Below are 23,943 nucleotides of genomic sequence, written 5' to 3' on the forward strand. Positions count from 1 at the left end.
GCAATTCGTTTCCATCCGGAAAAGCGTCCCGGGTGATTAACGCTCGCGTCGCCGAACGGTATCTGGGTTACGGTGATCGGCGGGAATGACGTGGTCGGAGAGGGCAGGCAGGCTGTGGGGCGCACACTCGCGCAAGGGCAGGTATTCGCGGGGTACACCATCGAACGGCTGCTCGGCGTCGGCGGGATGGGCGAGGTGTACCTCGCCAAGGACCGCGATCTGCCCCGATCGGTCGCGCTGAAACTGCTGGCCGCGGGCAAGGCCGATGATCCCGAGGTGCGGGCCCGCTTCCTGCGGGAAGCCGATACCGCCGCGCGGCTGTCGCATCCGAACATCGTCGCGGTGTACGCGCGCGGCAACGACGACCACCGGCTCTGGATGGCCATGCAGTACATCGAGGGCACCGACGCGGCGGCCATCCTGCGCGACGGCCCGGTGCGGCCCGACCACGCGGTGCGGATCATCGGCGAGACCGCACGGGCGCTGGACCACGCGCACCGGTCCGGCGTGCTGCACCGTGATGTGAAACCGGCCAACATCCTGCTGGCCTGGGGGACCGAACAGCAGGTCTTCCTGGCCGATTTCGGGATCGCCAAGGCGGTCGACCACACCAGCACGCTCACCCGCACCGGTGAGATGTACGCCAGCTTCCAGTACGCCGCCCCCGAACAGTTCGAGCTGCGCGGCGACACCGACCACCGCGCGGACGTGTACGCGTTGGGCTGCACGCTGTTCCACATGCTCACCGGGCAGCTGCCGTACCCGGGGGAGAGCACCGCGCAGCTGGTCGCGGCCCACCTGGGCGCACCGATTCCGCGGCCGAGTCAGGTGCACGGCACCGTGCCCCCGGCCTTCGACGCGGTCATCGAGCGCGCGCTGGCGAAGAACCGCGACCACCGATTCGGCAGCTGCGGTGAACTGGCCGCCGCGGCCGAGGCGGCGCTCACCGGGACGGGCGGGGTGCGGGGGCCGTGGTCGCACGAGCCGTGGCCGGGTGCGGGGCGGGATTCGGGCGTCCCGATGCCCACCGGTGGATCGCGGCCGGGAATGGATTATCAGCGCGGCACTTTCACCGGTGCGACGACCCAGCCCAGCCTCGCCGCCGGGTCCGGGCCGACGCCCTCGCACCGCGAGCAGCTGCCCACCCAGGTCGGCGGCTACTCGTCGGGGCCGCGGTACCCGGTCGTGGCGCACACCGGACCACCCTCCGTCGACGCCTCGGCGGGCCGGTCGCTCGCCGAGGGAACCGCGGCCGCACCGCGACCCGGCCGCAAACGGCTGATCGCGGCGTTCGTCGTGGGGCTGGTGGCGGCGGGTGGCATCGGTCTCGGATTCGGCACCGGCGCATTCGGTTCCGCCCCCGGTGGGGGGAAGTCCTCCGGGCAGCAGCAACCCGTTCCGGCGGCCGCGTCCAAGGACGCTGCGACGCAGGCCGCCTGTGATTACGGCAAGCTCATGAGCTCCTACGACTACAGCAATGGCGACGGCTGGCAGGCCAAGGTGATCGCCGGCGCGACAGGACAGTGGAAGTCGCAGGCCCAGACGCTGTTGCCGACCATCCGGCTGCTGCTCGAGAACGACGCCGAACACACCTGGTCCGACACCGCGGCGTGCACGGTGACCTCCGGCGGCGGAACCCATTACGAGCTGGCGGTGGACATCACCGAGCTGACCGCCGCCACCAAGAACACCCCCGACAAGGCCAAGCATCAGAACATCACCATGTCGATGGATTACGTGGACGGAAAGTGGCTGTGCAGCAAGTGGGTCAGCCCCCTGTTTCCGAGCTGACCTAAATGGTCGTGCGCCCAGTTATGATCTTGCGGGCGAGTCGATTTCGCGCCGCCCGGGCCCTTCGTTCGTGTAGCGCGAAGGACTGGTCGTGCGATAGATTCGCAGCGGATTCGTGCTCGGAACGGGCGTCGGAAGGAATCGCGTGGGGAACTCTGGCGCGGGGGATGGTGCCGGGACGTTGAAGGTGCTCGTCGACAACGGCGAGTACTGGCTCCGCAATCGCGGTGATATCGCCATGATGGTGATGACCGTGGAACGACTGCGGGAACACTGGCCGCACGCCCGTATCGGCATGCTGACCGACGAGCCGCACATCCTGCGCGGGGTGCTGCCGCAGGCCGAGCCGGTGGTGGCGCACGCGGGCGGGCCGTGGGGGCGCGACGGGCTCGCGGGACGGCTCGAGGAGACGGCCGGGGTGCACGTGCTCGGTCCGGCGGCGCTGCGCTGGCGATCGGCCACCGAGGTGCCCAAACACTATTTGCGCGGCGTGAAGAACTGGGCGCGCAAGGAAGTTCACGCGCTCGCCACCGGAGAGCCCGAGCCCGAACCGACCGGCATTCCGGACCTGCCGCCGGTGCCGGCCGCGCTGGCCGGGGCGGACCTGGTCATCGCCCAGGGCGGCGGCTATATGACCGATGTCGACCTGTATCAGGCGCATCGCACCCTCAACCTGCTCGAAGCCGCGCAGCGCCAGGGCATTCCGAACGTCATGATCGGTCAGGGGCTGGGCCCCATGCGCGATGCCGATCTGCTGCGCCGCGCGGCCGAGGTGCTGCCGGGGGCGGATCTCATCGCCCTGCGCGAGGGACGCCGCGGACCCAAACTGCTGGCCGAGCTCGGCGTCCCCGAGGACCGGATCCTGGTCACCGGCGACGACGCGGTGGAGTTCTCCTACCGGCTGCGCCGTCCGGGCATCGGCACCGATCTGGGCCTGTGCCTGCGCATCTCGGACTACTCCAAGGTGAGCGACTCGGCCCGCGACACCCTCGGCGAGGTGCTGCGCCGCGAGGCCGCCGCCCTGAACACCGCGCTGGCCCCGCTCATCATCTCCGAATACGACGACGAGGACCGCCGCCACACGTTGCCGCTGCTCGAGGGCGCCGCCCGCACCCGGCCCGTCATCGGCCGCGCGGGCACCGCCCAGGACGTGGCGCGACAGGTCTCCCGCTGCCGGGTCCTGGTGACCAGCGCCTATCACCTCGCGGTTTTCGCGCTCTCCCAGGGTATTCCGGCCGTGGCTGTAACGGCCTCGCAGTACTACGACGACAAATTCTATGGGTTGGCCGACATGTTCGACGCCGACACCGCCGCCGGACTGCGCATCGTGCACCTGGACGTGGACAATCTCGACGCCGAGTTGACCCGTGCGATTCGCCAGTTGTGGGAGTCCGCGCCGGAGCTGCGGGATACTCTGCAGCAGAAGGCAGTTGAGCAGATCGACGCCGGCCGTGCGGGCCTGGATCGGGTGTTCCGGCTCGTGGCGGGAGGTGAGGGCTCACCCGGCGAACCGGCCGAACCAGTTCAGGGGGAATGATGAAGAACCTTTCGGTGTGCGTCCCGGCCTACAATTCCGGCCGCACCCTGGAGACCACGCTGCGCTCGATTCTGGACCAGGACACCGACATCGAGGTCGTCGTCCTGGACAATGCCAGTACCGACGACACCGGCGCCATCGCGAAATCCTTCGACGACCCGCGGGTGGTCATCCACCGCAATCAGGAAACCCTGCCCATCGGCGAGAACTGGAACAAGGCCGTCTCGCTGACCTCGGGCCGCTTCGTCAAGGTCGTCTGCGCCGACGACATCCTGCTGCCCGGCTCGCTGGACAAGCAGCTGGAGATCATGGGCGACAACGGCATCGCGATCTGTTCCTCGAAATTCCAGGTCATCGACGAGGACGGCCGCGTCGAGGAGAGCGATCTGGGTCTGCCCGATCTGCTGGGCCGCCGCGACGCTCGCGCCCTCATGCGCACCATCGTGCACCGCGGCCCCGCCGACTTCGGGCCCACCGCCGCGGCCGTCTTCCGCCGTCAGGACTTCGACCGGGTCGGCGGCTTCCGTGGCGACCTGGTGTTCCCCATGGACGTGGACCTGTTCGCCCGCGTCTGCGCCTTCGGCGACTTCTTCGGCATGCCGGAAATCCTGGCGGCCTGGCGCAATTCGAGCTTCAACCTGTGCAGCCAGACCTCGACGGTCAGCAAGCTCACCGAGATGCTGCGCTTCCACCACCGGCTGGGGTCGGAATACCCCGAATACGTGGGCCGCGGCGCGGTGCTCGGCGGGGACTGGCGGCTGGCCCGCGCCGCCGCCGAACGCGTCCGGGTGCGCACCGTCGCGACCGCGCTGCGCCGCCCTGATCTCCTGCACTGAGCGGGGGCAATGCGCACAGAAAGACCTGTGTCGCAGCGCAATTCGACACGCGGGCCCGGGCGGTGGCGAGGTGTGAGACCGCCCGGGCCCGGGAGATCAGATGCGGGCCAGCGGGCCGTAGGCCACCACGGTGTCACCGGAGCTGCTCACCAGGCGCACGAACGGGCGGATGGTGGTGGTGCCCAGTACGCCGGTCACGGTGGCGTGGAAGCCGGACATCATGATGCAGCCGTCGGCGCCGGAGACATCGCCGCCGGCCACGTCGACCGACTGGATGCCCGGGCCGAAACCGACGTCGAGCTGCACACCCAGCGTCGGGATCAGGTTGTAGATGTCGGCCTTGGGGCCGTCCCCGCCGATCTCGAGCTCGAGGCCCGGGGTCTGGTACTGGAACGAGATCTTGCCCGACAGGGTGGCCGGGTAGCCCACCTGGTAGCCCATGGTGAGGTGGCCGCTCCACGGATCGCCGGAGGGCAGGGCCACCTTGAAACAGGCCTTGCCGCTGTGGAACCACTCGCGGGTCAGCGGATTGCCGTCGAGGGGCGGCACGAAATCGATTCGGGTGTCCGCCGACAGGGCCTCGACGGTCCGACCCTGCTGATCGACGACGGAATTGTTGCCGTCGATCGCGGCGTCGGACGCGCCGCCGCTCAGGACGACGCCGATGGTGCTCGCGACCGCTACGGCCGCGGTGCGCGAAAGCACGGTCTTGGTGTTGCGCATGATACTTCCCATTCCCTCATCAGGTATTGCTGCGTAATTGCGTACGCTCGCTTGATGATTCCCCTGTGCACTCAGGGCACGGATGGACGTCCACCCGTCCCCCTCGGCCGGTGATCTACCCCACGCTGAGACTATCCCACTCGATTACCCTGCGTGCGGCCGCAATCGCATGATCGCGCTCACTGACCGACGTGTCGCGTGCCCGGCGCCTCTCAGGGCGCCGTCGGACGAGAGTTGCTGGGTTTCATAGCGATTCCCGCACGTCGATCACCCACTTCCCGTCGAGTTCGGGCCACCGGGAGGAAACCTCGGGGAGCAGGTCCGGTAGCGTCAGCAGGACCCGATCCGGCTGCGCCGCAACGAGTTCGGCGGGCGACAGGATCGGGATGTCGGTTCCGGGCATGCGGCGGCCCTGCTTGCCCGGGGAGGCGTCGGCCACGCCGGCCAGCAGACCGCGGTGCGCGCCCGCGAGATGGAGCAGGGCGACCGCGCGGGAGGCCGCCCCGTAGGCGTAAACAGTGCTGCCGGAGGCGTTCTCCGATTCCAGCCAGGCGCGCAGGGCCCGAGCCTGCTCATCGGCGGCCGACTGGAGTCCGCGCACCACGGCCGGGTCCGCGACCGCCGCCTCCGCGACGCGAATCCGGGTGATGGCCGGATCGGCGTCGGCGGGGCCGTGCGTCGCGGCCACCAGGACGGTGCCGCCGTAGAGCTCGAACTCCCACGCCGTCACCGCCGCCAAACCCGCCGAGCGCAGCAGGGCCCGCAGCGAGTCCATCGAGTAGTAGGCGAAATGCCCGTGCCGCAACGCGTTCCACTGCCCCTGCTCGACGATCGCGCGCAGCGAGTGGAACTGCATCAGCAGCACGCCGCCCGGCGCGACGGCCGCCGCCCGCCGCGCGAAGGCCGCGCGCTGATCGGGCTCGTGCATGATGCCGAAGCAGTCGATCACCACGTCGGCGGGGCCCTCGGTGACGGAGTAGCCGCGGTCGGTCAGCAGCGGCAGCCAGCTGCCGCCGTGCGGGCTGCCGAACTCGCGCACGGTGCCGCCGCCGGGCAGCCAGCCCCCGGCGGCCACCCGGGACACCGCGTCCACGGCCTGATCCCGCAGCGCCCGTGGCTCCACGCCGCGCGGTTCGGCGGTGACCGTGTCGTCCTCGGCGAGCTGCGCCAGCCCGCAGCCGGCGCACAGGTCCATGGCCAGCGGATGCGCCGCCTCGTCGCCGCCGGATATCGAGTCCAGACTCGGAAAGTCGTCCGCCGCAGGCATTTTCCCGAGATCGAGCACCCGCACCAGCGGGCCGTACCCGCAGCCGCGGCAGCCCCGGGCCGGTTCGGTCCGCACGGCCTCCGCCGCCGTCGCGCTCATGGCAGCATGGCCTGGTGCGTATCGAAGCGACCGACCTCGCCGACGTCCTGCTGCTGACCCCGCAACCCTTCCGCGACGATCGCGGCCTGTTCACCCGCACCTTCGACGCCGGGGAATTCGACGAGCACCTGGGCCGGCCGGGCCTGGCCGCGAGTTTCGTGCAGGACTCCCAGTCGCGCTCGCGCCGGGGCGTGGTGCGCGGACTGCACGGGCGCTCCGGCCGCGGCGAGGCCAAGTTGGTCCGGTGCGCGCACGGCGCCGTGCACGACGTGCTCGTGGACATCCGGCCCGAGTCGCCGACCTTCGGTGTCCAGCAGGCCTTCCGGCTGGACGACGACGACTTCCGGCACCTCTACGTGCCGCCGGGCTTCCTGCACGGCTTCCAGGCCCTCACCGAGGTCGCCGACGTCTGCTACCGCATCGACCGCCCGCACGACCCGGCCGAGGACCTGGGTGTGGCCTACGACGATCCCGACCTGGCCATCGCCTGGCCGCAGCCGGTCACGGTGGTGTCGGAGCGGGACGCGGGTGCGGGATCGTGGCGCGAGTTGCTCGCCGCCCATCAGCTCACACCCCGGTCCTGATCCGGCGCAGTTCGTCGTCGAGCACCCCGGCCTCCTGGAGCGACGTCAGGTGCGCGAGGCGCGTGAAGCGCTGGAAGAAGGCCTCCGAGGTGAGCCCGCGCGCGGTGTACTCGCGATACAGCTCGGCCGCGCCGTCGGGAATGCTCCAGCGCGCCGAGAAGCCCAATTCCCTACGGGCGTACCCGAAGTCGACGCGGTAGGAGCGCGGATCCGCGCCGCTCTCGCCGGTGATGGCCAGCGTGGATTCCGGGACCACGTCGACCACCGCCCGCGCGATCTGCGCGACCGTCAGATTGTTCGTCTCGGTGCCCACGTTGTAGGCGCGGCAATGGATGGCCTCGATCGGGGCGTCCAGGCAGGTCGCGAAGGCGAGCGCGATGTCCTGCGCGTGCACCAGCGGCCGCCACGGCGTGCCGTCGGAGAGCACCTTCACCTCGCCGGTCAGCACGGCGTAGCCGACCAGGTTGTTGAGCACGATGTCGGCGCGCAGTCGCGGCGAGAAGCCGAACGCGGTGGCATTGCGCAGGAACACCGGGGAGAAGCCGGAGTCGGCGATGGCGGCCACATCGTCCTCGACCCGCACCTTGGATTCGGCGTACGGGGTGAGCGGACGCAGCGGCGCGTCCTCGGTCACCAGGCCGTCACCGGCCGCGCCGTACACCGAACACGTGGAGGCGTAGAGGAACCGGCGCACCCCGGCCTCCTTGGCCAGCCGGGCCAGCCGCACCGACGCGTGATGGTTGATGTCGTAGGTGATCCGGGGCGCCAGCGCGCCCAGCGGATCGTTCGACAGCGCCGCCAGATGCACCACCGCGTCGAACCCGGCGAGCTGGTCGACGGTCACCTCGCGCAGATCCACCGCGATGGCGGGCGGCGGGGGCGGAGCGTCGCCCAGCACGCAGTCCGCGAAATAGCCGATGTCCAAACCGGTTACATCGTGCCCGGCCTGCTGCAGGAACGGCACCATGACCGTCCCCAGATACCCCTGATGTCCGGTGACGAGCACCCGCATGACTACGCACCTCCGAAAGTGATGACGGCCTTCTCGAGCAGAAACGCCTCGGCGTGCCGGGCGCGGCACTGCACCCCGCGCAGCCGCGAGAGGGCCAGGAAGGACTGTTCCTCGAACCAGTCTCGATTGTGTTGCGAGGGATAGTGTTTCAGCAACAGGGCGGCCTTGGTCTCGGCCAGCCCGTCAGCGAGCGGATGGTATATCGCGGGCTGCGGAGTGTCGTTCTCCCACTTGAGTATTTCGTAGCCGAGCACCAGATGGTCACGAAATTCCGAGGGGGCCAGCTCGGCCAGCAGCCGGTGGTCCTGGTGGGCGTCGCCGCGGTGTGGTGCGAAGACCACCTGCGCCGCGCCGCCGCGAGCCAGCGCGGCGACCGCCTGCTTGGCCCGCGCCCAGTGCGCGGGGGCGTAGCCGTCGGGAATGTCGAGCACGGTGAGATCGATTTCCGCTCCGGGACAGAAGGATTCGAGCGCGGCGTGCTCCTCCTCGGCCCGCTTCGTGCCCGCGCCGGTCAGCACCAGCGCCCGCACCCGCAGGCCGGGGCGCGCCTGCGCCAGCGTCAGCAGGGTGCCGCCCATTCCGATGGCCAGATCATCGCAATGCGCGGCCAGGAGCGCGATCTCGGTGATCGCGCCGGTGTCGAAGCCGATCATGCGCCGGGACGCTCCCACACCATCCACGGGCGATCGCCCTGCTGATAGCCGGTGTCGAGCTCGGCGCGCTCCTTGAAGGTGTCGGCCGGCTTCCAGAAGCCGTGGTGCTGATACCCGAACAGCCGGCCCTGCCCGGCCAGCGCGCCGCAGGCGTCCTCCACCAGATCCCCGCCGGGCGGCAGGTGGTCGAAGATCTCCTGGGTCAGCACGAAGTAGCCGCCGTTCTCCCAGATCGGCAGCTGCGAGACCGGGGTGATGTTCTTGACCTCGCCCGCGGAGTTCACGTCCACGCAGTGGAAGGAGGACTGCGGCGGCACGATCATCATCGAGGCGGCCGCCCCGGAATCCTGGAACTGCCCGATCATCTCGTCCAGCGGGGCGTCGGTCAGCACGTCGGCGTAGTTGGCCAGGAAGTACGGCTCGCCCTCGAGGTGGCCGCGCACCCGGCGCAGCCGCTCACCGATCGGTGACTCCACCCCGGTGTCGACGAAGGTGATTGTCCAGTCGCTGATGTCGGACTGCAGCAGCTCCACCTTGCCGCCGCGGATGACGAAGTCGTTGGACACCGACTCCTGATAGGTGAGGAAGAAGTTCTTGATGTGGGTGGCGCCGTAGCCCAGGCACAGCACGAAGTCCTTGTGCCCGAAGTGCGCGTAGTAGCGCATCACGTGCCAGATCAGCGGGCGCGGGCCCACCATCTGCATGGGCTTGGGGATGACGTCCTCGGTTCCGTTGCGCATGCGCATGCCGTAACCGCCGCAGAACAGTACGACCTTCACGAGCTTTACCTTTCGGCAGGTGTGGATGCGGCGGCGTCGTCGAGCGTCGCATGATGAAGATGGGGGAGCGGGTAGACGATCTCGCCGCCCCGCTCGATGACGTGCCGCAGTTGCGCGGTGATCTCGCGCTCGAGATTCCACGGCAGCACCAGCACCACATCGGGGCGATCGGCGTCGATCCGCTCCGGTTCGTGTATCGGGATGCGAGTGCCGGGCGTGAACCGCCCGTGTTTGTAGGGGTTGCGGTCGACCGTGTACTCCAGCAGGTCGGTCCGGATGCCGCAGTAGTTGAGCAGGGTGTTGCCCTTGCCGGGGGCGCCGTAGCCGACCACCCGCTTGCCGGAGGCCTTGGCGTCCAACAGGAATCGCAGCAGGTCCTGGCGCACCCGCTCGGTGTCGGGGCGCAGCTCCAGGTAGCCGGCGACCTCGTGCAGCCCGGCGTCGGCTTCGAGGCGCAGCACCTCGGCGACCCGATCGGCAGGGGTGCCCACACCCTGCGGTCTAGCCCAGATGCGCAGGGAGCCACCGTGTGTGCCGATCAGCTCGCAGTCGACCACCTCGAGGCCGGCGGTGGCCAGGGCGCGCTGGGCGGACAGCAGCGTGTAGTACTGGAAGTGCTCGTGATAGATGGTGTCGAACTGGGCCAGCGCCACCAGGTTCAGGGCGTGGTGCACCTCGATCGACAGCCAGCCGTCGTCGGCCATGAGCGCGCGCAGCGAGCGGGTGAAGCCGAGCAGATCCGGGATATGGGCATAGACATTATTGGCCACCACCAGATTTGCCGGTCCGTGCTCGGCCGCCACGCGGCCGGCCAGCTCCTCGTCGAGGAAGCCTGTTTCGGTTGGTACGCCTTTGTTCCGTGCTGCCGCACCGACATTCACCGATGGCTCGATGCCCAGGCAGGGGATGCCGGCGGCCACCGCGTGCTGCAGGAGATAGCCGTCGTTGCTCGCCACCTCAATTATGAAACAATTGTCGTTCAGTTTTAGCTGTTCGATTGCTTGGTCGACGAAGAGTTTTGCGTGCCGAACCCAGCTGTCCGAGAACGATGAAAAGTAGGCATATTCGGTGAATGTCTCTTCCGGGGTGATCAGCGCCGGAATCTGCAGCAGCAGACAGTTTTCGCAGAGCCGCAGGTGCAGCGGATACGTCGCTTCGGGCAGGTCCAGCTCGTCGGCGGTGAGAAATTTCTCGCAAGGCGGCGTGGCGCCTAGATCAAGAACGCTGAGCAATCGATTCGAATTGCAAAGACGGCATTGCACGAAGTTTTCCCCATCTTTCACCGAGTCCGGGCTGCCCGCGCAGCGCCGGATGACCAGTGGGTCGGCTCGGTCCGGCCTTACGTTACAACAGGATTGCGAGGTGCTTCGGGGCCCGACGACGGACGGATAGTGCCAAAACAACTGTAAATTTGCGACCCGCAGAACCGGGCGTCCGGTCGGCAAACCGTCGAGCCTTGCGCCGCAAGGGTTTCGACCAGCTCACACCGTGTGGCTTGCGTAGTTCAACCTGCGATTTTGCGAATAGGGGAAATAGGGGGGATGGATGGGGGGAACCGGTCAGGTTCCTACCCGTTACTTTCCGGAAACGTTGAGGCCGTGCGAGATTGAGGGTGTATGACATCCGGGGTGTGTAACATTCGCCTTCTGGCCGCCGAAAGACTCGGCGGCATCATCGGTTGTCATGGTCTGAAAGCCCTTGGGAAACCGGCGTCAGCCTGGTCGTGGAACTGATCAGCGGGGATCGGAACCGAGTTCTCCCGTGGGGGAGGTGCGTTCGTTTCATGTCTTATGAAATTTCTGCCGGTCGCGCCGTGCGCGTCCACCGGCCACCGCGTCCCGAGCCGCGCTCGGATCGTGAACGCTGGCAAGCAGATTACGCCAGTCGGCTATTTATCAGCGACCTTTGCGTATTAATCCTATCCGTCGGTTTCGCCCAGTGGATTCGTTTCGGCGGATCCGGTGCGGAGCCCCCGTTGGCGTCCCAACTCCCGCTCGAGGTTCGCTACACCATGGTGTCCGCCGTGCTGGCGCTCGCCTGGTCGGTGACGCTGGCCCTCAGCGGGACCCGCTCGCCGCGCGTGATCGGTAGCGGCACAGAGGAATACCGGCGCGTGGTGTCCGCGTCACTCAAGCTCTTCGGCGGAATCGCTATTGTTTCGCTACTGCTGCGCGTGGATATCGCTCGGGGGTACCTCGCCATCGCCCTGCCGCTCGGCATGGTCCTGCTCATGGTGGAACGGCGGATCTGGCGGCGCTGGGTCGCGGGCCGGCGTGCGCGCGGCGCCTACCGCACCGCCATGCTGGTGGTCGGCAGTCCCGAGGCGGCGCGAGCGATGGTGTCGGCCTTCTCCCTGGACCGTGACTCCGGCTATCAGGTGATCGGGGTCTGCACCCGCGCCGAGGGGCAGCTGGCGGAATCGGTGCTCGAGGTCGCCGGCCGGGAAATCCCCGTGGTCGCAGGTGATCACGACGTCCTCGACGCCGTGCGGCGCACCGGGGCGGACACCGTCGCGGTGACCGCTACGGACAATCTCGGGCCCGCCGACTTCCGTCGCATGGCATGGGAGCTCGACGAACTCGGGGCCGAACTGATCGTCACGCCCGGCCTGGTCGACATCGCGGGCACCCGGCTCACCCACCGGGTGGTCGCGTCCATGCCGATGCTGCACGTGGAGAAGCCGCAGTACGACCGGGCGAAGTCGATTCGCAAGGGCGTGTTCGACTTCTGCTTCGCCGTCGCCGCCCTGCTGGCCATCGCACCCGCGCTGGCCCTGATCGCGCTCGCGGTGAAACTGTCCAGCCGCGGCCCGATCTTCTACCTGTCCGAGCGGATCGGCCGGGACGGGCAACCGTTCCGGATGATCAAGTTCCGCAGCATGTACGCCGACGCCGAGTCGCACATCAACGCGCTCATCGACAGCAATGGCGGCAATCCGCTGTTCTTCAAGGTCCGCGACGATCCGCGCGTCACCTCCGTCGGCAAGGTGATCCGCAAGTACTCCCTCGACGAACTACCGCAGTTCTTCAATGTGCTGCGCGGTGAGATGAGCATCGTCGGACCCCGGCCGCAGGTGCAGCGGGAGGTGGACTCCTACGACGGCGTCATGCGACGGCGTCTGCTGGTGAAGCCGGGCGTCACCGGGTTGTGGCAGGTGAGCGGGCGTTCCGACCTCACGCCCGAGGATGCCATGCGCCTGGATCTGTCCTATGTCGAGAACTGGTCCATGGTGCTGGATCTGCTGCTGATCGCGAAGACGATCGGCACGGTGACCCGCGGCGAGGGCGCGTACTGAAGCAAGCGACCAATACTTAAGGCGCGCATCGCATCCAGCGGTGCGCGTCTTTCCTCGGCAACCCGTGGCAGACTCTCTGGAACAGTGACGTACGGGGGGAAGGGCAGGGGAGGATGACGCTTCCAGATCCGGAAGCCGCGCGCGCGATCCTCATCGGAACCGCACGCTACGCCCCGGATTCGGGCTTCGAGTCCTTCCCCGAGGTGGAGCGCAGCCTGCTCGACTTCGCCGAATTCCTGCGTGGTGAAACGGGACTGCCCGCGGATCACATCGATGTGATTCTCGATCCGGGGGACAGCACGACCATCGCGGCCCGGGTCACCGCCGCCGCTCGCGCCGCGACCGGGCTGCTGCTCGTCTACTACGTCGGCCACGGCGTCGCGGTCGACAACCAGTTGCATCTGACCCATTCGGGTTCGCGCTCGGCCGACGCCGATGTCACCGCGCTGCCGTATCCCGTGCTGAGGTCGCGGATCAAGTCCAACGTGCGCGGCCCCGTGGTCGTGATCCTCGACTGCTGCCACAGCGGAAGAGCCTTCGGCCGTGACGTTCTCGCCGGGGAGGGCGAGCCGCTGCGGGAGGCCACCGATATCGACGGCGCGTTCGTCCTCACCGCCACCGACGAGAAGGCCAAGTTCGCGCGGGCCACCGGGAGCGGCGGCCGCACCGCCTTCACCGGCATGATGCTCGACACCCTGCGCGCCGGGGTGCCGACAGCCGACCGGTACCTCACCATGACCATCCTGTTTCGCGAACTTCGCACCCGGCTGCCCGCTGCGAACATGCCGAAACCGAAAGCGCTGGAACGGGGCACGGCGGGACGAATCGCACTGGCCGCCAATGCCGGATGGACCGGTCGCACCGAACCCGCCGCGCTTCCCGCTATCGGCGATACCCCGTACCGGGCGACGATCCGCGACATCGCGCCCGCCGAGGGACTGTCCGATCGCGACGCGGAACTGGCCGAACTCGCCGACTTCTGCACCGGCGACGAGGCGTACCTGTGGTGGCGGGCCGGACCCTGGGCGGGCAAGACGGCCCTGATGTCCTGGTTCGCCCTGAATCCGCCGCCGCGGGTGCGGGTGGTGGCCTTCTTCATCACCTCGCGCATGGCCGACCAGGACGATCATCGGGCGTTCACCGACGCTGTGCTGGAACAGCTCTCGGCGCTGCTGCCGGATCAGGCCGCCACCGTGGCCAGCGCGACCGGGAGCCGGGACGGGCTGCGCCGCCATATGCTCGCGCTGGCCGGCGAACGGGCCGCGGAGGTCGGGCATCGGGTCGTGCTGCTGGTGGACGGGCTCGACGAGGATCGGGGGCGGACCAGCATCGCCTCGCTGCTGCCGAAGAATCCCGGACCCGGCCTGCGGGTCCTGGTCTCCGGGCGGCCGAATCCCGGACTCCCGCTGGATGTTCCCGCCGCCCATCCGCTGCGGCACTGCCGCCGCCGCGAACTCGGACCGTCGGCCAAAGCCTTCGACATCCGCGATGCCGCGCAACTGGAACTGCGGGGGATTCTGGAACGCTCCGACGCCGACCAGCAGGTTCTCGGACTGGTGACCGCGGCTCGCGGGCTGACCCGCGCCGAGCTCGAGGATCTGACCGGGTGGCCGCCGTTCCGCATCGAAACCATTCTCTCGGGCGTCACCGGGCGCACCTTCCGGGTCCGGACCAGCCGGTTCGGGGCCGACCACGTGTACCTGCTCGCGCACGAGACCCTGCAACGCGAGGCCGAAGCGACGCTGGGCCGCGCGCTCCTCGCGGAGTATCGAAACCGGTTCCACGCCTGGGCCGATCGCTTCCGCGACCGCGGGTGGCCGGTGGAGACGCCGACCTATCTGCTGACCCGATATTTCTCGATGCTGCGCAGGCACGGCGACATGGTGCGGATGACCGAACTCGCCCTCGACACCGCGCGCCACGATCGGCTCCTGCTGCTGTCCGGCAGCGACCAGATCGCGCGGACCGAGATCGCGACCGTATCGGGTGTCTGGCTCGACCAGCGGGATCCGGACCTGGTCGCCGTCGGCGAGCTCGCCCTGCGGCGGCACCGGCTGACCCGCCGCGGCCGCGACATTCCCGCGAAATTGCCTGCGGCACTGGCCGACATGGGTGAACTCGTGCGCGCGCGAAGCCTGGCGGACGGGCTGCTGGACCCGCATCGCCGCCTGCGCGCCCGGATCGGCGTCGCCTCGACTCAATTTCTCCGCGACGATCCGCACCACAATCGGGCCGTGATCGACTCGCTGCGGGAGTCGGAGACCTCCCTCGTGCGCGACGCGGACCTCGCTCGTCTCGTCGAGGCCCTCATCGCCGTCCCCGATATCGAGAGCGCCGAACTGCTGGCCGACGAGATCACCACACCCGTCGAACGGGTTCGGGTGCTCGCGCACCTGATTCCGGCCTGGCGGTCGATCGGCTCTCACCAGGCGATCGAGGCCGCGAAGACCGAGATCGACCGCCACGTGGTGTGGGCGCGCACCGCGGAACGCGACGAGATCGTGCGGCCCGCGGTGCGCGCCTACGCGGCGCTCGACGATCACGACCGCGTCGAGGAGCTGAGCGGCGCCACCGAATCCGTCGGGGTGCGGGTGGTCGCCCTGGCCGCGATCGCGCGTTCCTTCGTCTCGCAGGGCGACGCCGAATCGGCTGCCCCGCAGGTGCGGTCGATCCGGGCGGAGCTCGCGTCGATCAGCAGCAAGGTGGTCCGGTCGCACGTGCTGGCCGCCATCGCCGATGATCTCGTCACGGCCGGATTCGGCGAGGTATTGCGCGCGGAGACCGACACCGTGCTGGTCGACATCGAGGCCTGGCACGCCCAGCTGGAGGCGTCGGACACCGGGTTCGAGACCGCGTTCAACGACGCGATCAGCGGCATCTCCGACTACCCGTGGGGGCATATCGAGGCCGCGGTCGTGCAGCTGGCCGAGTGCCTCGTCGTGTTGGGGGAAGCCGATCGCGTGGTCGCGCTGGCTCGCCGATTCACCCGGGGGACAGGCGGACTCGAGGTGGCGGTCCGCGCGCTGACCGCCCTGCTCGCGGCGGATCGGACGGCCGATGCCCGGCGGCTCGTCACCGAGATCGAACTCCGCGCGTACCAGAGCATCGACCCGCGTGAACGCGACCTGGTCCGGTACACGATGATGCGGGCGTTGGCCGTCGCGGGCGAGATGACCCGCGCCGTCGCGATCGCCGACCGGATCGACGGCGACGACCACCGGATCCTCGCCTTCACCTATCTCGCGACGCGGTCATCCGAATCCGCCACCGGCAGAAGCGCCTTCCTCGAGCGAGCGATGAGCGCCCTGCGGGTCGGCACCACGCTGCCGAACGGCGGCTACCTGCGCACCGACCGGTCATTCCTCACCACGGTCTGCGCCACCGACTGGCTCGGCGGCACCCCGGCGCCCGAGCCGAGCACACCGCTGGCCGCGCTCGTTCGCGCGCTGCTGGCCGATGCGGCGGTCGAGCGGGTGCGCGATCTGACCGACCACCTCGTCGTGATGTATCACGGCTCGCTCGATCCGGTCGACGGTCTGGCTGCGGGGCTGGGCGGCCTCGCGGTGCTGCTCGCCGACACCGGGCAGCTCGATATGGCCCGCGAGCTGATCGACGGGATCACCCTGCTCCCGGTGTGGTTGACCACGCGAATCCGTGCGGGCGCGGCGATCTGGAGTGAACCCGCCACCGTCGCGGAGCTGCTCGACGATGCCGAGCAGATCGCGATCGCGCTGCGAACCGTCGTCGAAGAAGGCAGCGGCGAGCTCGCCGACCTGGTCACCGCCCGAGTGCGCGACGAGGCCGAACGTGCCTCCACCGCACGCGATTCACCCGACCTGCTGACGAATCGCGTGGTCAGCGCCCTGTTCTCGGCGGCCCTCGGCGATGGGGACGCGGTGACCGGGCTCCTGGCGACCCGATGGATGACCCCGCTCGGCGAAGAACGCGTGCTGTCGCTGCTCGCCGGCTCGACCGCCCGCGCCGGCGCGGTGGACCGGGCGCTGGAGGTCGCCGAACAACTCACCGGCGACCTCGCCCGGTCCATCGCCTACCGAGAGATCCTGGCCGCCCAGGTGAAAGCGGGCCGCGAACCCAACGTGCTCACCCGCCGCCACTCGATCCCGGTGACCGGAGAACGAATCCACGCCATGGCACAGGTGATCCCCGCGCTCGCCGACGGCGACTGCTCCGAACGCTCGAAGACAGCGCTGGCCTCCGCCACCGAACTCCTCTCCCAACTCCCCCCGGCCGAGGTCCGCGACCGCGCCGCCGCCCGCCTGGTCGACGCCGCCCTCGCGATCGGCGCCCTCGACCAGGCAGTCGACCTCGCCCGCGGCACCACCCGCGACATCCGCGGCCACCTCCTCACCCGCATCGCCGACACCCTGGTCCGCGCCTACCCCGCAACACCGCCCGCCACCCAGGGCTTCGCCCGCCGCCGCATCCGCCGCCTCCTCGCCGAAGCCTGGAGCGTCGCCCCCTGGTCCTCGGTCCTGGACACCGTGGCCCGCTTCGACCCCGTCCTCCTCGTCGGCATCACCGACGAGGCCCTCCGACTGGACTCCCTGGAACGCATGACCAATCCCTGAACGCTGAACAGCGCCAACCGGAGTGAGTCCGCTCGACGAACGGTCAGTTCGTATTGACCAAGTGCCGTTCGATGGCCGAGTCGACCGGGTCCATGGCGTTCGTCGCAGGCGAGGACTCGACACCGTCGAAGATCGCGTCGAGAATCCCGGCACGGTCCAGTGTGGCCCGGCACCCGTGGGACTCCCGCGCGCTGACGATCACGGCGTGCAGCACCGCGGCATGAACCCGCGACCGCGGCACCGTCAACCGCCGCCCCCACCGTTCACACTCGCGCAGCCGAGCCTCGACAATGTCGAGAACATCCTGGATAACCTGAATCTCGATCGCATCGGGGTCATCGCAAGACATGCTGACCACCCAAAAACAGTGCGCTGCAGCCCACTATCGCCGCACGCACGATCATCGACAGCGAACGCCTCGCCTCGGAGCGGGACCGCACGGCCCGTCTGTCGAGCACCATCCGCCCCGCCGCCACGAGGGCGGCCCGCGCCCGCGAGCGCACCAGACAGGTGTCGACCCCGCACCCGAGATGTAGCCGCATCGCCGTATGCGCCTGTGCGGCAGTCAGTGTGCCGGGATCGGAGTAGCACGACCACAACCCGCGCACCGAATACCCGGCCGCCGAGGGCTCCTCGGTCGCTCGGTCGCTCACTACGGTCTGCCGCTTCTCATGTTCGATGCGGTCGATGATCGCCTGCACCGACCACTGGTTGTTGCTGGACATAGTCACCCGCCTCCGTGTCATCGCTGCTACCAGGACACCACCGGGGGCGATTCTGAAAGCGGAGAATCTGAATATTCAGATCAGCTAGTCTGAAGCCCCACGGCAGGAACCAAATCGGCCGTGCATCAACATTCGGATTCCGTTGTCAGCTGTATTCACTTTCCAGGGGAGCAGCCATGGTGGAGGACGTATCGCCGACTCTGTTGCGGCGGCAACTGGGTAGGTTCCTCCGTGAACGCCGTCAGGCCACGGGCTTGACCCTCGAGCAGGCGGCGGTCCAGGTTCAGCTCAGCTTCAACGCATTACAGCGATTGGAGACGGGGCGAACGGTCAAGCCGCGACGGCAGGATGTGCGAGAGCTGTGCATGCTCTACGAGGTGGACGCCGACGACACCGAGCGGGCGGTCGGCCTGGCCTTTCGCGCGGCCACGGCCAAGGATGAGGATGGGATCTTCTCCCTTGGTGGGCTTTTCAGCGATGCGTTCAACATGTATGTCGGCATGGAACGATCCGCCCGACGCCTGATCACCTACCAGGAGCAGATACCCGGGCTTCTGCAAACCGCCGACTATGCGCGCGCGGTCTTCCGATCCTTCCCTGGCTTCGAGAACGACGAAGACATCCAGCGCCGCGTGGAGATTCGGTCGAGACGTCAGATCATCGTGACCCGCAAGGCCAACCCGCTCACTGTCGAAGTGCTGCTTCACGAAGCGGCGCTGCACCGGGTAGTCGGCGGCAAGCGCGTCATGGCTGCGCAGCTACAGCATCTCGCCGACGCGAGCACCCGGCCGAACGTGACCGTGCGGGTTCAGCCGTACACGTCCGGGTACACGTGGGGTTTCCAACACGGTCCGTTCGTGCTGCTGGATTTCGGTGTCGATTCGAGGAACACCCAGATCGAGCCGCCGATCGTCTACGTCGAGGGCCGACTGACAAGCGACTTGTACGTCGAGGGGCGCGAGGACGTCGATCGCTACGTTGAGTTGACCGCGGCCATCCGGGCCGAAACCCTGGATGAGGTACGAACCAGAGATCTGATCCGCCAGGTAGCAAGGGAGTTCGATCGTGACCGTTGATTCAACCGAGGGCCGCTGGTTCAAGAGCAGTTACAGCGAAACCGGATCCCAGTGCGTGGAGGTCGCGTTCCTAGCCGCGGGCCGGGTCGGAGTCCGTGACTCCAAGAACCCGACCGGCCCGGCCCTCGTTTTCAGCCCCGGGGAGTGGGACGCCTTCACGGCCGGCGTGATCGGCGGTGCGCTCGACGGTTCGGAGTGAAGGATCTTTGATCGTGAATGCTGTTCTCCTGAAAGAGAATTGGATCGTAGAGAGCTGACGGCTGCCGTATAGTCGGGGTCCTACGACAGGCGTCGGTACGCGACTGCCGTCGGTAGGGGGTGCAGGGTGTCGGGCTCGTCTGATCTGCGGTCGCTGTTCAGCTCCGGTGGTGACGACATCGCCGCCGTGGACGTATTCACCAATCGCCACGACGAGTGGTCCGCGGTGGCCGAGAGTCTCGTCACCCATGTCAACGATCAACAGGCCGGTCGCTGTCGAGTCGATGATTTCTCGTCCCCGCGCCGGAATGTTCTGGTGTTCTACGGCGTCGGCGGCATCGGGAAGACCACCTTCTCCCGGCGCCTCGAAACTCATCTCGGCGTCACCGGTTCCCATGGCGCGGAGACCTTCTGGTCGCCCATCCCCGATCAGGTCGGGCGCCTGCTACCGGTCCGCATCGATCTCGCACGTCAGGGCGGCGTCGGGTTCGAGGACGCACTGCTGGCGGTCCGGCTCGCGCTGGGAAAGTTGGGGTGCCCGCTGCGGGCCTTCGACATCGCCCTGCGCTGCTATTGGGAAGTCAACCACCCGAGCGAATCGCTCGAAGGCTACCTGCGACGGCACGGGCTGCTGCGCCGGCTTTCGGAGAAGGCCGCCGTCCCCGAGGATCTCCGCGCGGTGATGGAAGACCTGTCGGGTGCGGTCGAGATGCCCAGCGCGGTTGGCGCGACCGTACTCGGATTCGTCACCGGCCTCAGCAAAGCCTTGCGGGAACGCCATGACAAGGTCCGCGCACTGTCGCGGTGTGCCCGGCTACCAGACCTCCTCGACGCACCGCAGGACATCGACACGCTGTCCTACTTTCCACACCTGCTCGCCTGGGACCTCTCGCAGATTCCCGCGAAACATGCGGCGACACCGGTGATCATGCTCGACACCTTCGAGGACATCACCGAGCGCGGGCACCGGGACGTGGAGAAGCTGTATCAGCGGATGGTGTGGTTGATGCCGAACGCCCTGTTCATCATCACCGGCCGCAACCGCCTGCAGTGGGACGACACCAGCCTCGAAGGCCAGCTGGACTGGACCGGTGGCCACCGATGGCCGAGTCTGGCACCTGACGCTGCCGCCGAGCCCCGCCAGCACCTCGTCGGATACCTTTCCGACTCCGACCGCGACCACTATCTCCGCACTCGCCTCACCCGCGGCGGCCGACCCGTGATTCCCGATGCCGTCCGTTCGGAGATAGCGGCCCGCTCCTACGGCCTTCCGCTGTACCTCGACCTGGCGGTGATGCGGTTCCAGGACGTCCTCGCCCGCACGGGCGCGGCACCCGGGCCGGAAGAATTCCAGCGCGACTTCCCGGCGCTTGTTGCCCGCATCATGCGGGACCTGTCTCCTGACGAGCGGACGATCCTCAGGACGGTGAGCCTGCTCGATGCGTTCTCGATCGATTTGGCCACCAACGCATCCCGATCGGCCCGGGACTCCGCCGCCCTGAACCTCGTGGAACGACCGTTCATCACCTACGACCGGGAATCCCCTTGGCCCTACCGGCTCCACGAGCTGCTCCGCACCGCCGTCCGTGCCGCCGACGCCGCCACCGAGGACCGGTGGTCGCCTGCCGACTGGCGGCGCGCCGCGCAGGCAACGTTCACGGCTCTCCGCGACCAGGTCCCCACAGCCTCGGGCTATCGGTCGCGGCGGCAGCTGATGGCGTGCCTCACCCAGGGTTTGCGGCTGGGCAGCGAATTCGACCTCGAACCCGGCTGGCTACTCGAAGCCGCCTGGCGTTATGTCCTGGAATCCATCTGGGAACCTCTCGCCCTTCCCGCTCCGGGCAGTGACGGCGCGGCCGCGGCAATCGCGCGCACACTGCACGCGATCTCCCTCGGACAGCGGGCACATCGCCGCGACAGCGTGGACGAGTTGACGGCAGTGCTGTCGATGGCGGGGTTGCCGCCGAGCATGGAAGACCTCACCCGCTACTACCTCGGCGAGAATCAACGCCACCTCGGCCTCTACCGCGAATCCGCGGACAACATGCGCCGTGTCGCCGCCGGTAGCAGTCCTCTTGCCAGACAAGCACTACGCGGGCTTTCGCATATCGCCCGTCACCTCGGCGACTTCCCCGAGGCACTGTCCACCATTGAAGCGTTAGACCGCGACACCCACTACTTCCGTGCCCTGGGACACCTGTGGTGGGTCCACGGCGAAATCACCCTCGCCTGCTCCGCCTACCACACCGCCCGGCAGGTGGCCCTCGAACAGGATCAGCCCGGACCCGCTGCACTCGCCCAGGCCGGTCTCGCCTTCGCCGCCGCGTTCGACGATCCCGCGCGTGCCACCAGCCAGATCGCACACGCCAACGCATTACTCCACGGACTCAACCAAACCTGGTCCCAAGCGCAGGTTTCCACCGCAGTCCTACTGCAAGCGGCGGGCAGCGATACCGATATCGCCGGGCACGCCGCCGAACTCGAACACTCCTACACCCGCACAGGACTCGGTTCCGCCCTCGCCTACCTGCGGTTCGCGGTCTGCTACCACCACGCCATCCGGGGCGAACAGCCTGAACTCCGCACCGCGCTGAACTCGCTGGAGGAATCCACCAGCGACGGTGAATACCGGTACCTCGTCGATATCGTGCACAGCCTCGCGGGCATCGAACCGGGCCCAGACCACTCCGGCCCACGATGGATCGGCGGAACCGAGAGTGTTGTCGGACGATGGCGTGGCATGATCGCGGCTCGCAGAGCAGCGCTCGGGCTCCGGCCAGTGGACCCGGCCTCGGACAGCGATACGCTCGATCCCATGACCGGCACCACGTCGTCCGTGTTCACCAGCGAATCCGCCACGCGTGCACTGCGACTCGCGGCGCTCGAATCCGGCCTACCCATCGGCGACGCCCGCCTCGTCCGCATCGGTGAGAATGCGATCTACGCTCTGCCCTCCGCCGGCGTGATCGCCCGCATCGCCCGCAGCGATGCCAACCTTCCCAAGGTCGAGAAGGAACTCGCCGTCGCTCGATGGCTGGCCCGCAACGACTTCCCCGCTGTCCGAATCGCTGAGAATCTCCCGCAACTGGTACGGGTCGACGGCCGCGTCGTCACCTACTGGACCCTCGCCGACACCGCGGGCACCGTGACGATCGACGACCTCGCCACGCTACTGCGAGACTTCCACGCGCTACCGGCACCGGACTTCCCACTGCCGACGTTCGACCCGTTCTCCGCGGTCCCCGGCCGCCTCGCCGACCCCGGGAACGCCGACCCCGCCGACGTCGCGTTCCTCACCGACCTCTACCAGGACCTGCGCACCCGCTATCAGTCGCTCGAATTCACCGACCTCGGCGTCATCCACGGCGACGCCCACCAGGGCAACATCATCCCCACCGCCAGCGGACCGTTGCTGTGTGACTTCGAAGTGGTCGCGTTCGGTCCGAAGGCCTGGGACACAACGACAATCGCCATGACCGTCGACCGCTTCGACCTCACCGAAGCCGACTACCAGCGGTTCACCGAGATCTACGGCGACGACGTCACCACGCATCCTCACTACTCGCTCCTGCGCGATATCCGGGAACTGACCATGGTCACCTGGCTGATGCAGCTCGTCGGCCTGAGCGACAGACATGCTTCGGAATTCCGGCACCGGGTCGCAAGCATGCGGGATGGCGACCGCCACCAGAAGTGGAATGCCTTCTAAGGCTGGGTCACCGCCGCGAAATATGCTGTCGCGGTGCACGACATCGCAGACCTGACCCTTCCCCCTGCCCTGGCGGAAGTCTTCGCCATCGGTTTCGAGTGGAACTGGGACGAGGAGACCGACGAATCGACCGGGTGTGACTTCGAGCCGTACGAGCAATTCGAAGCGGCTGATCGCACCGCCTGGTGGTTCCGGCTGTGGACCGGCAACGACGAGGTCGACGGTGGTGAATTCCGCTTCTTCGGTTCGACCGGCGCGGGCGACTACGCCGGCTGCTGGTTGATCCGGCCGGATGTGCCGCTCGTCGCGCAGCCCATCGTCTATGTGGGGTCCGAGGGGGAAACCGGTGTGATCGCAAGGAATCTCGGGGACCTGCTCTGGATCTTCGCCAACGGGTCGGGGCCGGCGGAGGCCTTCAACTATCCGAGTATCGACACCGAGCCGAACGACGAGTTCCGTGCCATCGCCGAGCGCCACGCGCCGGGGGCAGGCCGTTCGACCGCGCAGATCGTGGCCGATGCCCGCGACGAGTTCCCCGGCTTCTCGGCGTTCATCGAATCCCTGTGCCGTTGACCGAGTCCGATAGGACGGAGCGCGATCCCCGGAACGTCGATCAGCGGTCGATGCGCGGGGACAGTTCGACGACGGGGATCACTCGGGTGGTGCGGTCCTGGTAGTTCGCGTAGCCGGGGTAGGCCTCGAGGATCTGGGGCCAGCGGGCTTCGCGTTCGGCGGCGGGGAGGACTCGGGCGGTCATGGGGTGGGAAGGGCCGTGCTGGAAGGACACTTCCACCGAGGGGTTGGCGGACAGGTTGTGGAACCAGGCGGGGGAGATCTCGTCGCCGCCTCGGGAGGCCACGATCAGGTAGCGAGGGCCGTCGACGACCGGGACGGTCAGGACGACGGTGTGGGAGCGGCCGGTGCGGCGGCCCGTGGTGGTGAGGGTCAGGGTGGGCATGTTCTTGAAGCGGGTGCCGAGCTTGCCGGCGGTGACGTCGATCAGGCGGCGGTGCAGGGTGGTCGAGGTCTTCAGGAACAGCTCGGTGGCGGTGCGGTGAAGGTCGGGCACG

At 68.2% G+C, this 23,943-nt stretch carries 19 protein-coding genes; 10 read left to right on the forward strand and 9 right to left on the reverse strand.

What is annotated here, in order from left to right:
- Nucleotides 1-114 precede the first annotated feature (114 nt).
- The 3 genes from ABZ382_RS06250 to ABZ382_RS06260 all read left to right on the forward strand — a co-directional run bounded on the left by ABZ382_RS06250 (nt 115) and on the right by ABZ382_RS06260 (nt 4,164).
- Nucleotides 115-1,791 (forward strand): serine/threonine-protein kinase, encoded by a 1,677-nt coding sequence (locus tag ABZ382_RS06250; RefSeq protein ID WP_357084925.1) that lies wholly within the window; start codon nt 115-117, stop codon nt 1,789-1,791.
- A gap of 145 nt (nt 1,792-1,936) precedes the next feature.
- Nucleotides 1,937-3,328: a polysaccharide pyruvyl transferase family protein gene (locus ABZ382_RS06255; RefSeq protein WP_357084928.1), complete on the forward strand. Its 1,392-nt coding sequence runs from the start codon at nt 1,937-1,939 to the stop codon at nt 3,326-3,328.
- Nucleotides 3,325-4,164 carry a glycosyltransferase family A protein gene (locus tag ABZ382_RS06260; protein ID WP_357084931.1) on the forward strand — a complete coding sequence of 280 codons (840 nt, stop codon included), beginning with the start codon at nt 3,325-3,327 and terminating at the stop codon, nt 4,162-4,164. The genes ABZ382_RS06255 and ABZ382_RS06260 overlap by 4 nt, the downstream gene beginning before the upstream one ends.
- A 96-nt stretch (nt 4,165-4,260) precedes the next feature.
- Here the strand turns inward: ABZ382_RS06260 and ABZ382_RS06265 are convergent, their stop codons facing one another.
- Nucleotides 4,261-4,887 carry an MspA family porin gene (locus ABZ382_RS06265; protein WP_357084934.1) on the reverse strand — a complete coding sequence of 209 codons (627 nt, stop codon included), beginning with the start codon at nt 4,885-4,887 and terminating at the stop codon, nt 4,261-4,263.
- A 244-nt stretch (nt 4,888-5,131) separates the two neighbouring features.
- A complete protein-coding gene (locus ABZ382_RS06270; protein WP_357084937.1) occupies nt 5,132-6,253 on the reverse strand; it encodes a class I SAM-dependent methyltransferase in 1,122 nt (373 codons plus the stop codon).
- A gap of 14 nt (nt 6,254-6,267) precedes the next feature.
- Between ABZ382_RS06270 and rfbC the strand changes: the two genes are divergently transcribed.
- The gene (gene rfbC, locus ABZ382_RS06275; protein ID WP_357084940.1) at nt 6,268-6,837 is read left to right on the forward strand and encodes a dTDP-4-dehydrorhamnose 3,5-epimerase; all 570 of its coding nucleotides are present in this window, start codon (nt 6,268-6,270) and stop codon (nt 6,835-6,837) included.
- Here the strand turns inward: rfbC and ABZ382_RS06280 are convergent.
- The 4 genes from ABZ382_RS06280 to ABZ382_RS06295 are packed head-to-tail and all read right to left on the reverse strand — an operon-like array spanning nt 6,821 to nt 10,543.
- Nucleotides 6,821-7,849, reverse strand: a complete 1,029-nt coding sequence (locus tag ABZ382_RS06280) for an SDR family oxidoreductase (RefSeq protein ID WP_357084943.1) — start codon at nt 7,847-7,849, stop codon at nt 6,821-6,823. The two genes, rfbC and ABZ382_RS06280, sit on opposite strands and share 17 nt — an antisense overlap.
- Nucleotides 7,850-7,851: 2 nt before the next feature.
- Entirely contained in the window at nt 7,852-8,502 is a 651-nt protein-coding gene (locus tag ABZ382_RS06285) for a PIG-L family deacetylase (RefSeq protein ID WP_357084946.1), read from the reverse strand.
- Nucleotides 8,499-9,281: a glucose-1-phosphate cytidylyltransferase gene (locus ABZ382_RS06290; RefSeq protein ID WP_357084950.1), complete on the reverse strand. Its 783-nt coding sequence runs from the start codon at nt 9,279-9,281 to the stop codon at nt 8,499-8,501. Before ABZ382_RS06290 ends, ABZ382_RS06285 begins: the two co-directional genes overlap by 4 nt.
- 5 nt (nt 9,282-9,286) lie before the next feature.
- Nucleotides 9,287-10,543: a class I SAM-dependent methyltransferase gene (locus ABZ382_RS06295; protein ID WP_357085896.1), complete on the reverse strand. Its 1,257-nt coding sequence runs from the start codon at nt 10,541-10,543 to the stop codon at nt 9,287-9,289.
- Nucleotides 10,544-11,064: 521 nt separating this feature from the next.
- Here ABZ382_RS06295 and ABZ382_RS06300 point away from each other — a divergent pair.
- Complete coding sequence (locus ABZ382_RS06300; RefSeq protein WP_357084952.1) at nt 11,065-12,576, forward strand: sugar transferase; 1,512 nt, start codon at nt 11,065-11,067, stop codon at nt 12,574-12,576.
- A 113-nt stretch (nt 12,577-12,689) separates the two neighbouring features.
- Nucleotides 12,690-17,165 carry a hypothetical protein gene (locus ABZ382_RS06305; protein ID WP_357084955.1) on the forward strand — a complete coding sequence of 1,492 codons (4,476 nt, stop codon included), beginning with the start codon at nt 12,690-12,692 and terminating at the stop codon, nt 17,163-17,165.
- 43 nt (nt 17,166-17,208) lie between these two features.
- Here the strand turns inward: ABZ382_RS06305 and ABZ382_RS06310 are convergent, their stop codons facing one another.
- The gene (locus ABZ382_RS06310; protein ID WP_357084958.1) at nt 17,209-17,514 is read right to left on the reverse strand and encodes a hypothetical protein; all 306 of its coding nucleotides are present in this window, start codon (nt 17,512-17,514) and stop codon (nt 17,209-17,211) included.
- Nucleotides 17,501-17,890, reverse strand: coding sequence for a hypothetical protein (locus tag ABZ382_RS06315; protein WP_357084961.1), 390 nt, complete (start codon nt 17,888-17,890; stop codon nt 17,501-17,503). The genes ABZ382_RS06310 and ABZ382_RS06315 overlap by 14 nt, the downstream gene beginning before the upstream one ends.
- A gap of 176 nt (nt 17,891-18,066) precedes the next feature.
- On the opposite strand from ABZ382_RS06315, the gene ABZ382_RS06320 reads away from it, so the two are divergent.
- The 4 genes from ABZ382_RS06320 to ABZ382_RS06335 all read left to right on the forward strand — a co-directional run bounded on the left by ABZ382_RS06320 (nt 18,067) and on the right by ABZ382_RS06335 (nt 23,446).
- The gene (locus ABZ382_RS06320; RefSeq protein ID WP_357084962.1) at nt 18,067-18,966 is read left to right on the forward strand and encodes a helix-turn-helix transcriptional regulator; all 900 of its coding nucleotides are present in this window, start codon (nt 18,067-18,069) and stop codon (nt 18,964-18,966) included.
- Entirely contained in the window at nt 18,956-19,165 is a 210-nt protein-coding gene (locus tag ABZ382_RS06325; RefSeq protein ID WP_357084964.1) for a DUF397 domain-containing protein, read from the forward strand. The genes ABZ382_RS06320 and ABZ382_RS06325 overlap by 11 nt, the downstream gene beginning before the upstream one ends.
- Before the next feature lie 126 nt (nt 19,166-19,291).
- The gene (locus ABZ382_RS06330; protein WP_357084967.1) at nt 19,292-22,873 is read left to right on the forward strand and encodes an aminoglycoside phosphotransferase family protein; all 3,582 of its coding nucleotides are present in this window, start codon (nt 19,292-19,294) and stop codon (nt 22,871-22,873) included.
- Nucleotides 22,874-22,906: 33 nt separating this feature from the next.
- Nucleotides 22,907-23,446, forward strand: a complete 540-nt coding sequence (locus ABZ382_RS06335; protein ID WP_357084970.1) for a hypothetical protein — start codon at nt 22,907-22,909, stop codon at nt 23,444-23,446.
- A gap of 40 nt (nt 23,447-23,486) precedes the next feature.
- On the opposite strand, the gene ABZ382_RS06340 is transcribed toward ABZ382_RS06335, so the two are convergent.
- Entirely contained in the window at nt 23,487-23,942 is a 456-nt protein-coding gene (locus ABZ382_RS06340) for a nitroreductase/quinone reductase family protein (RefSeq protein WP_357084973.1), read from the reverse strand.
- Nucleotide 23,943: the final 1 nt, after the last annotated feature.

The sequence above is a fragment of the Nocardia sp. NPDC005825 genome (assembly GCF_040630175.1).
In the GTDB taxonomy this organism is placed as follows: domain Bacteria; phylum Actinomycetota; class Actinomycetes; order Mycobacteriales; family Mycobacteriaceae; genus Nocardia.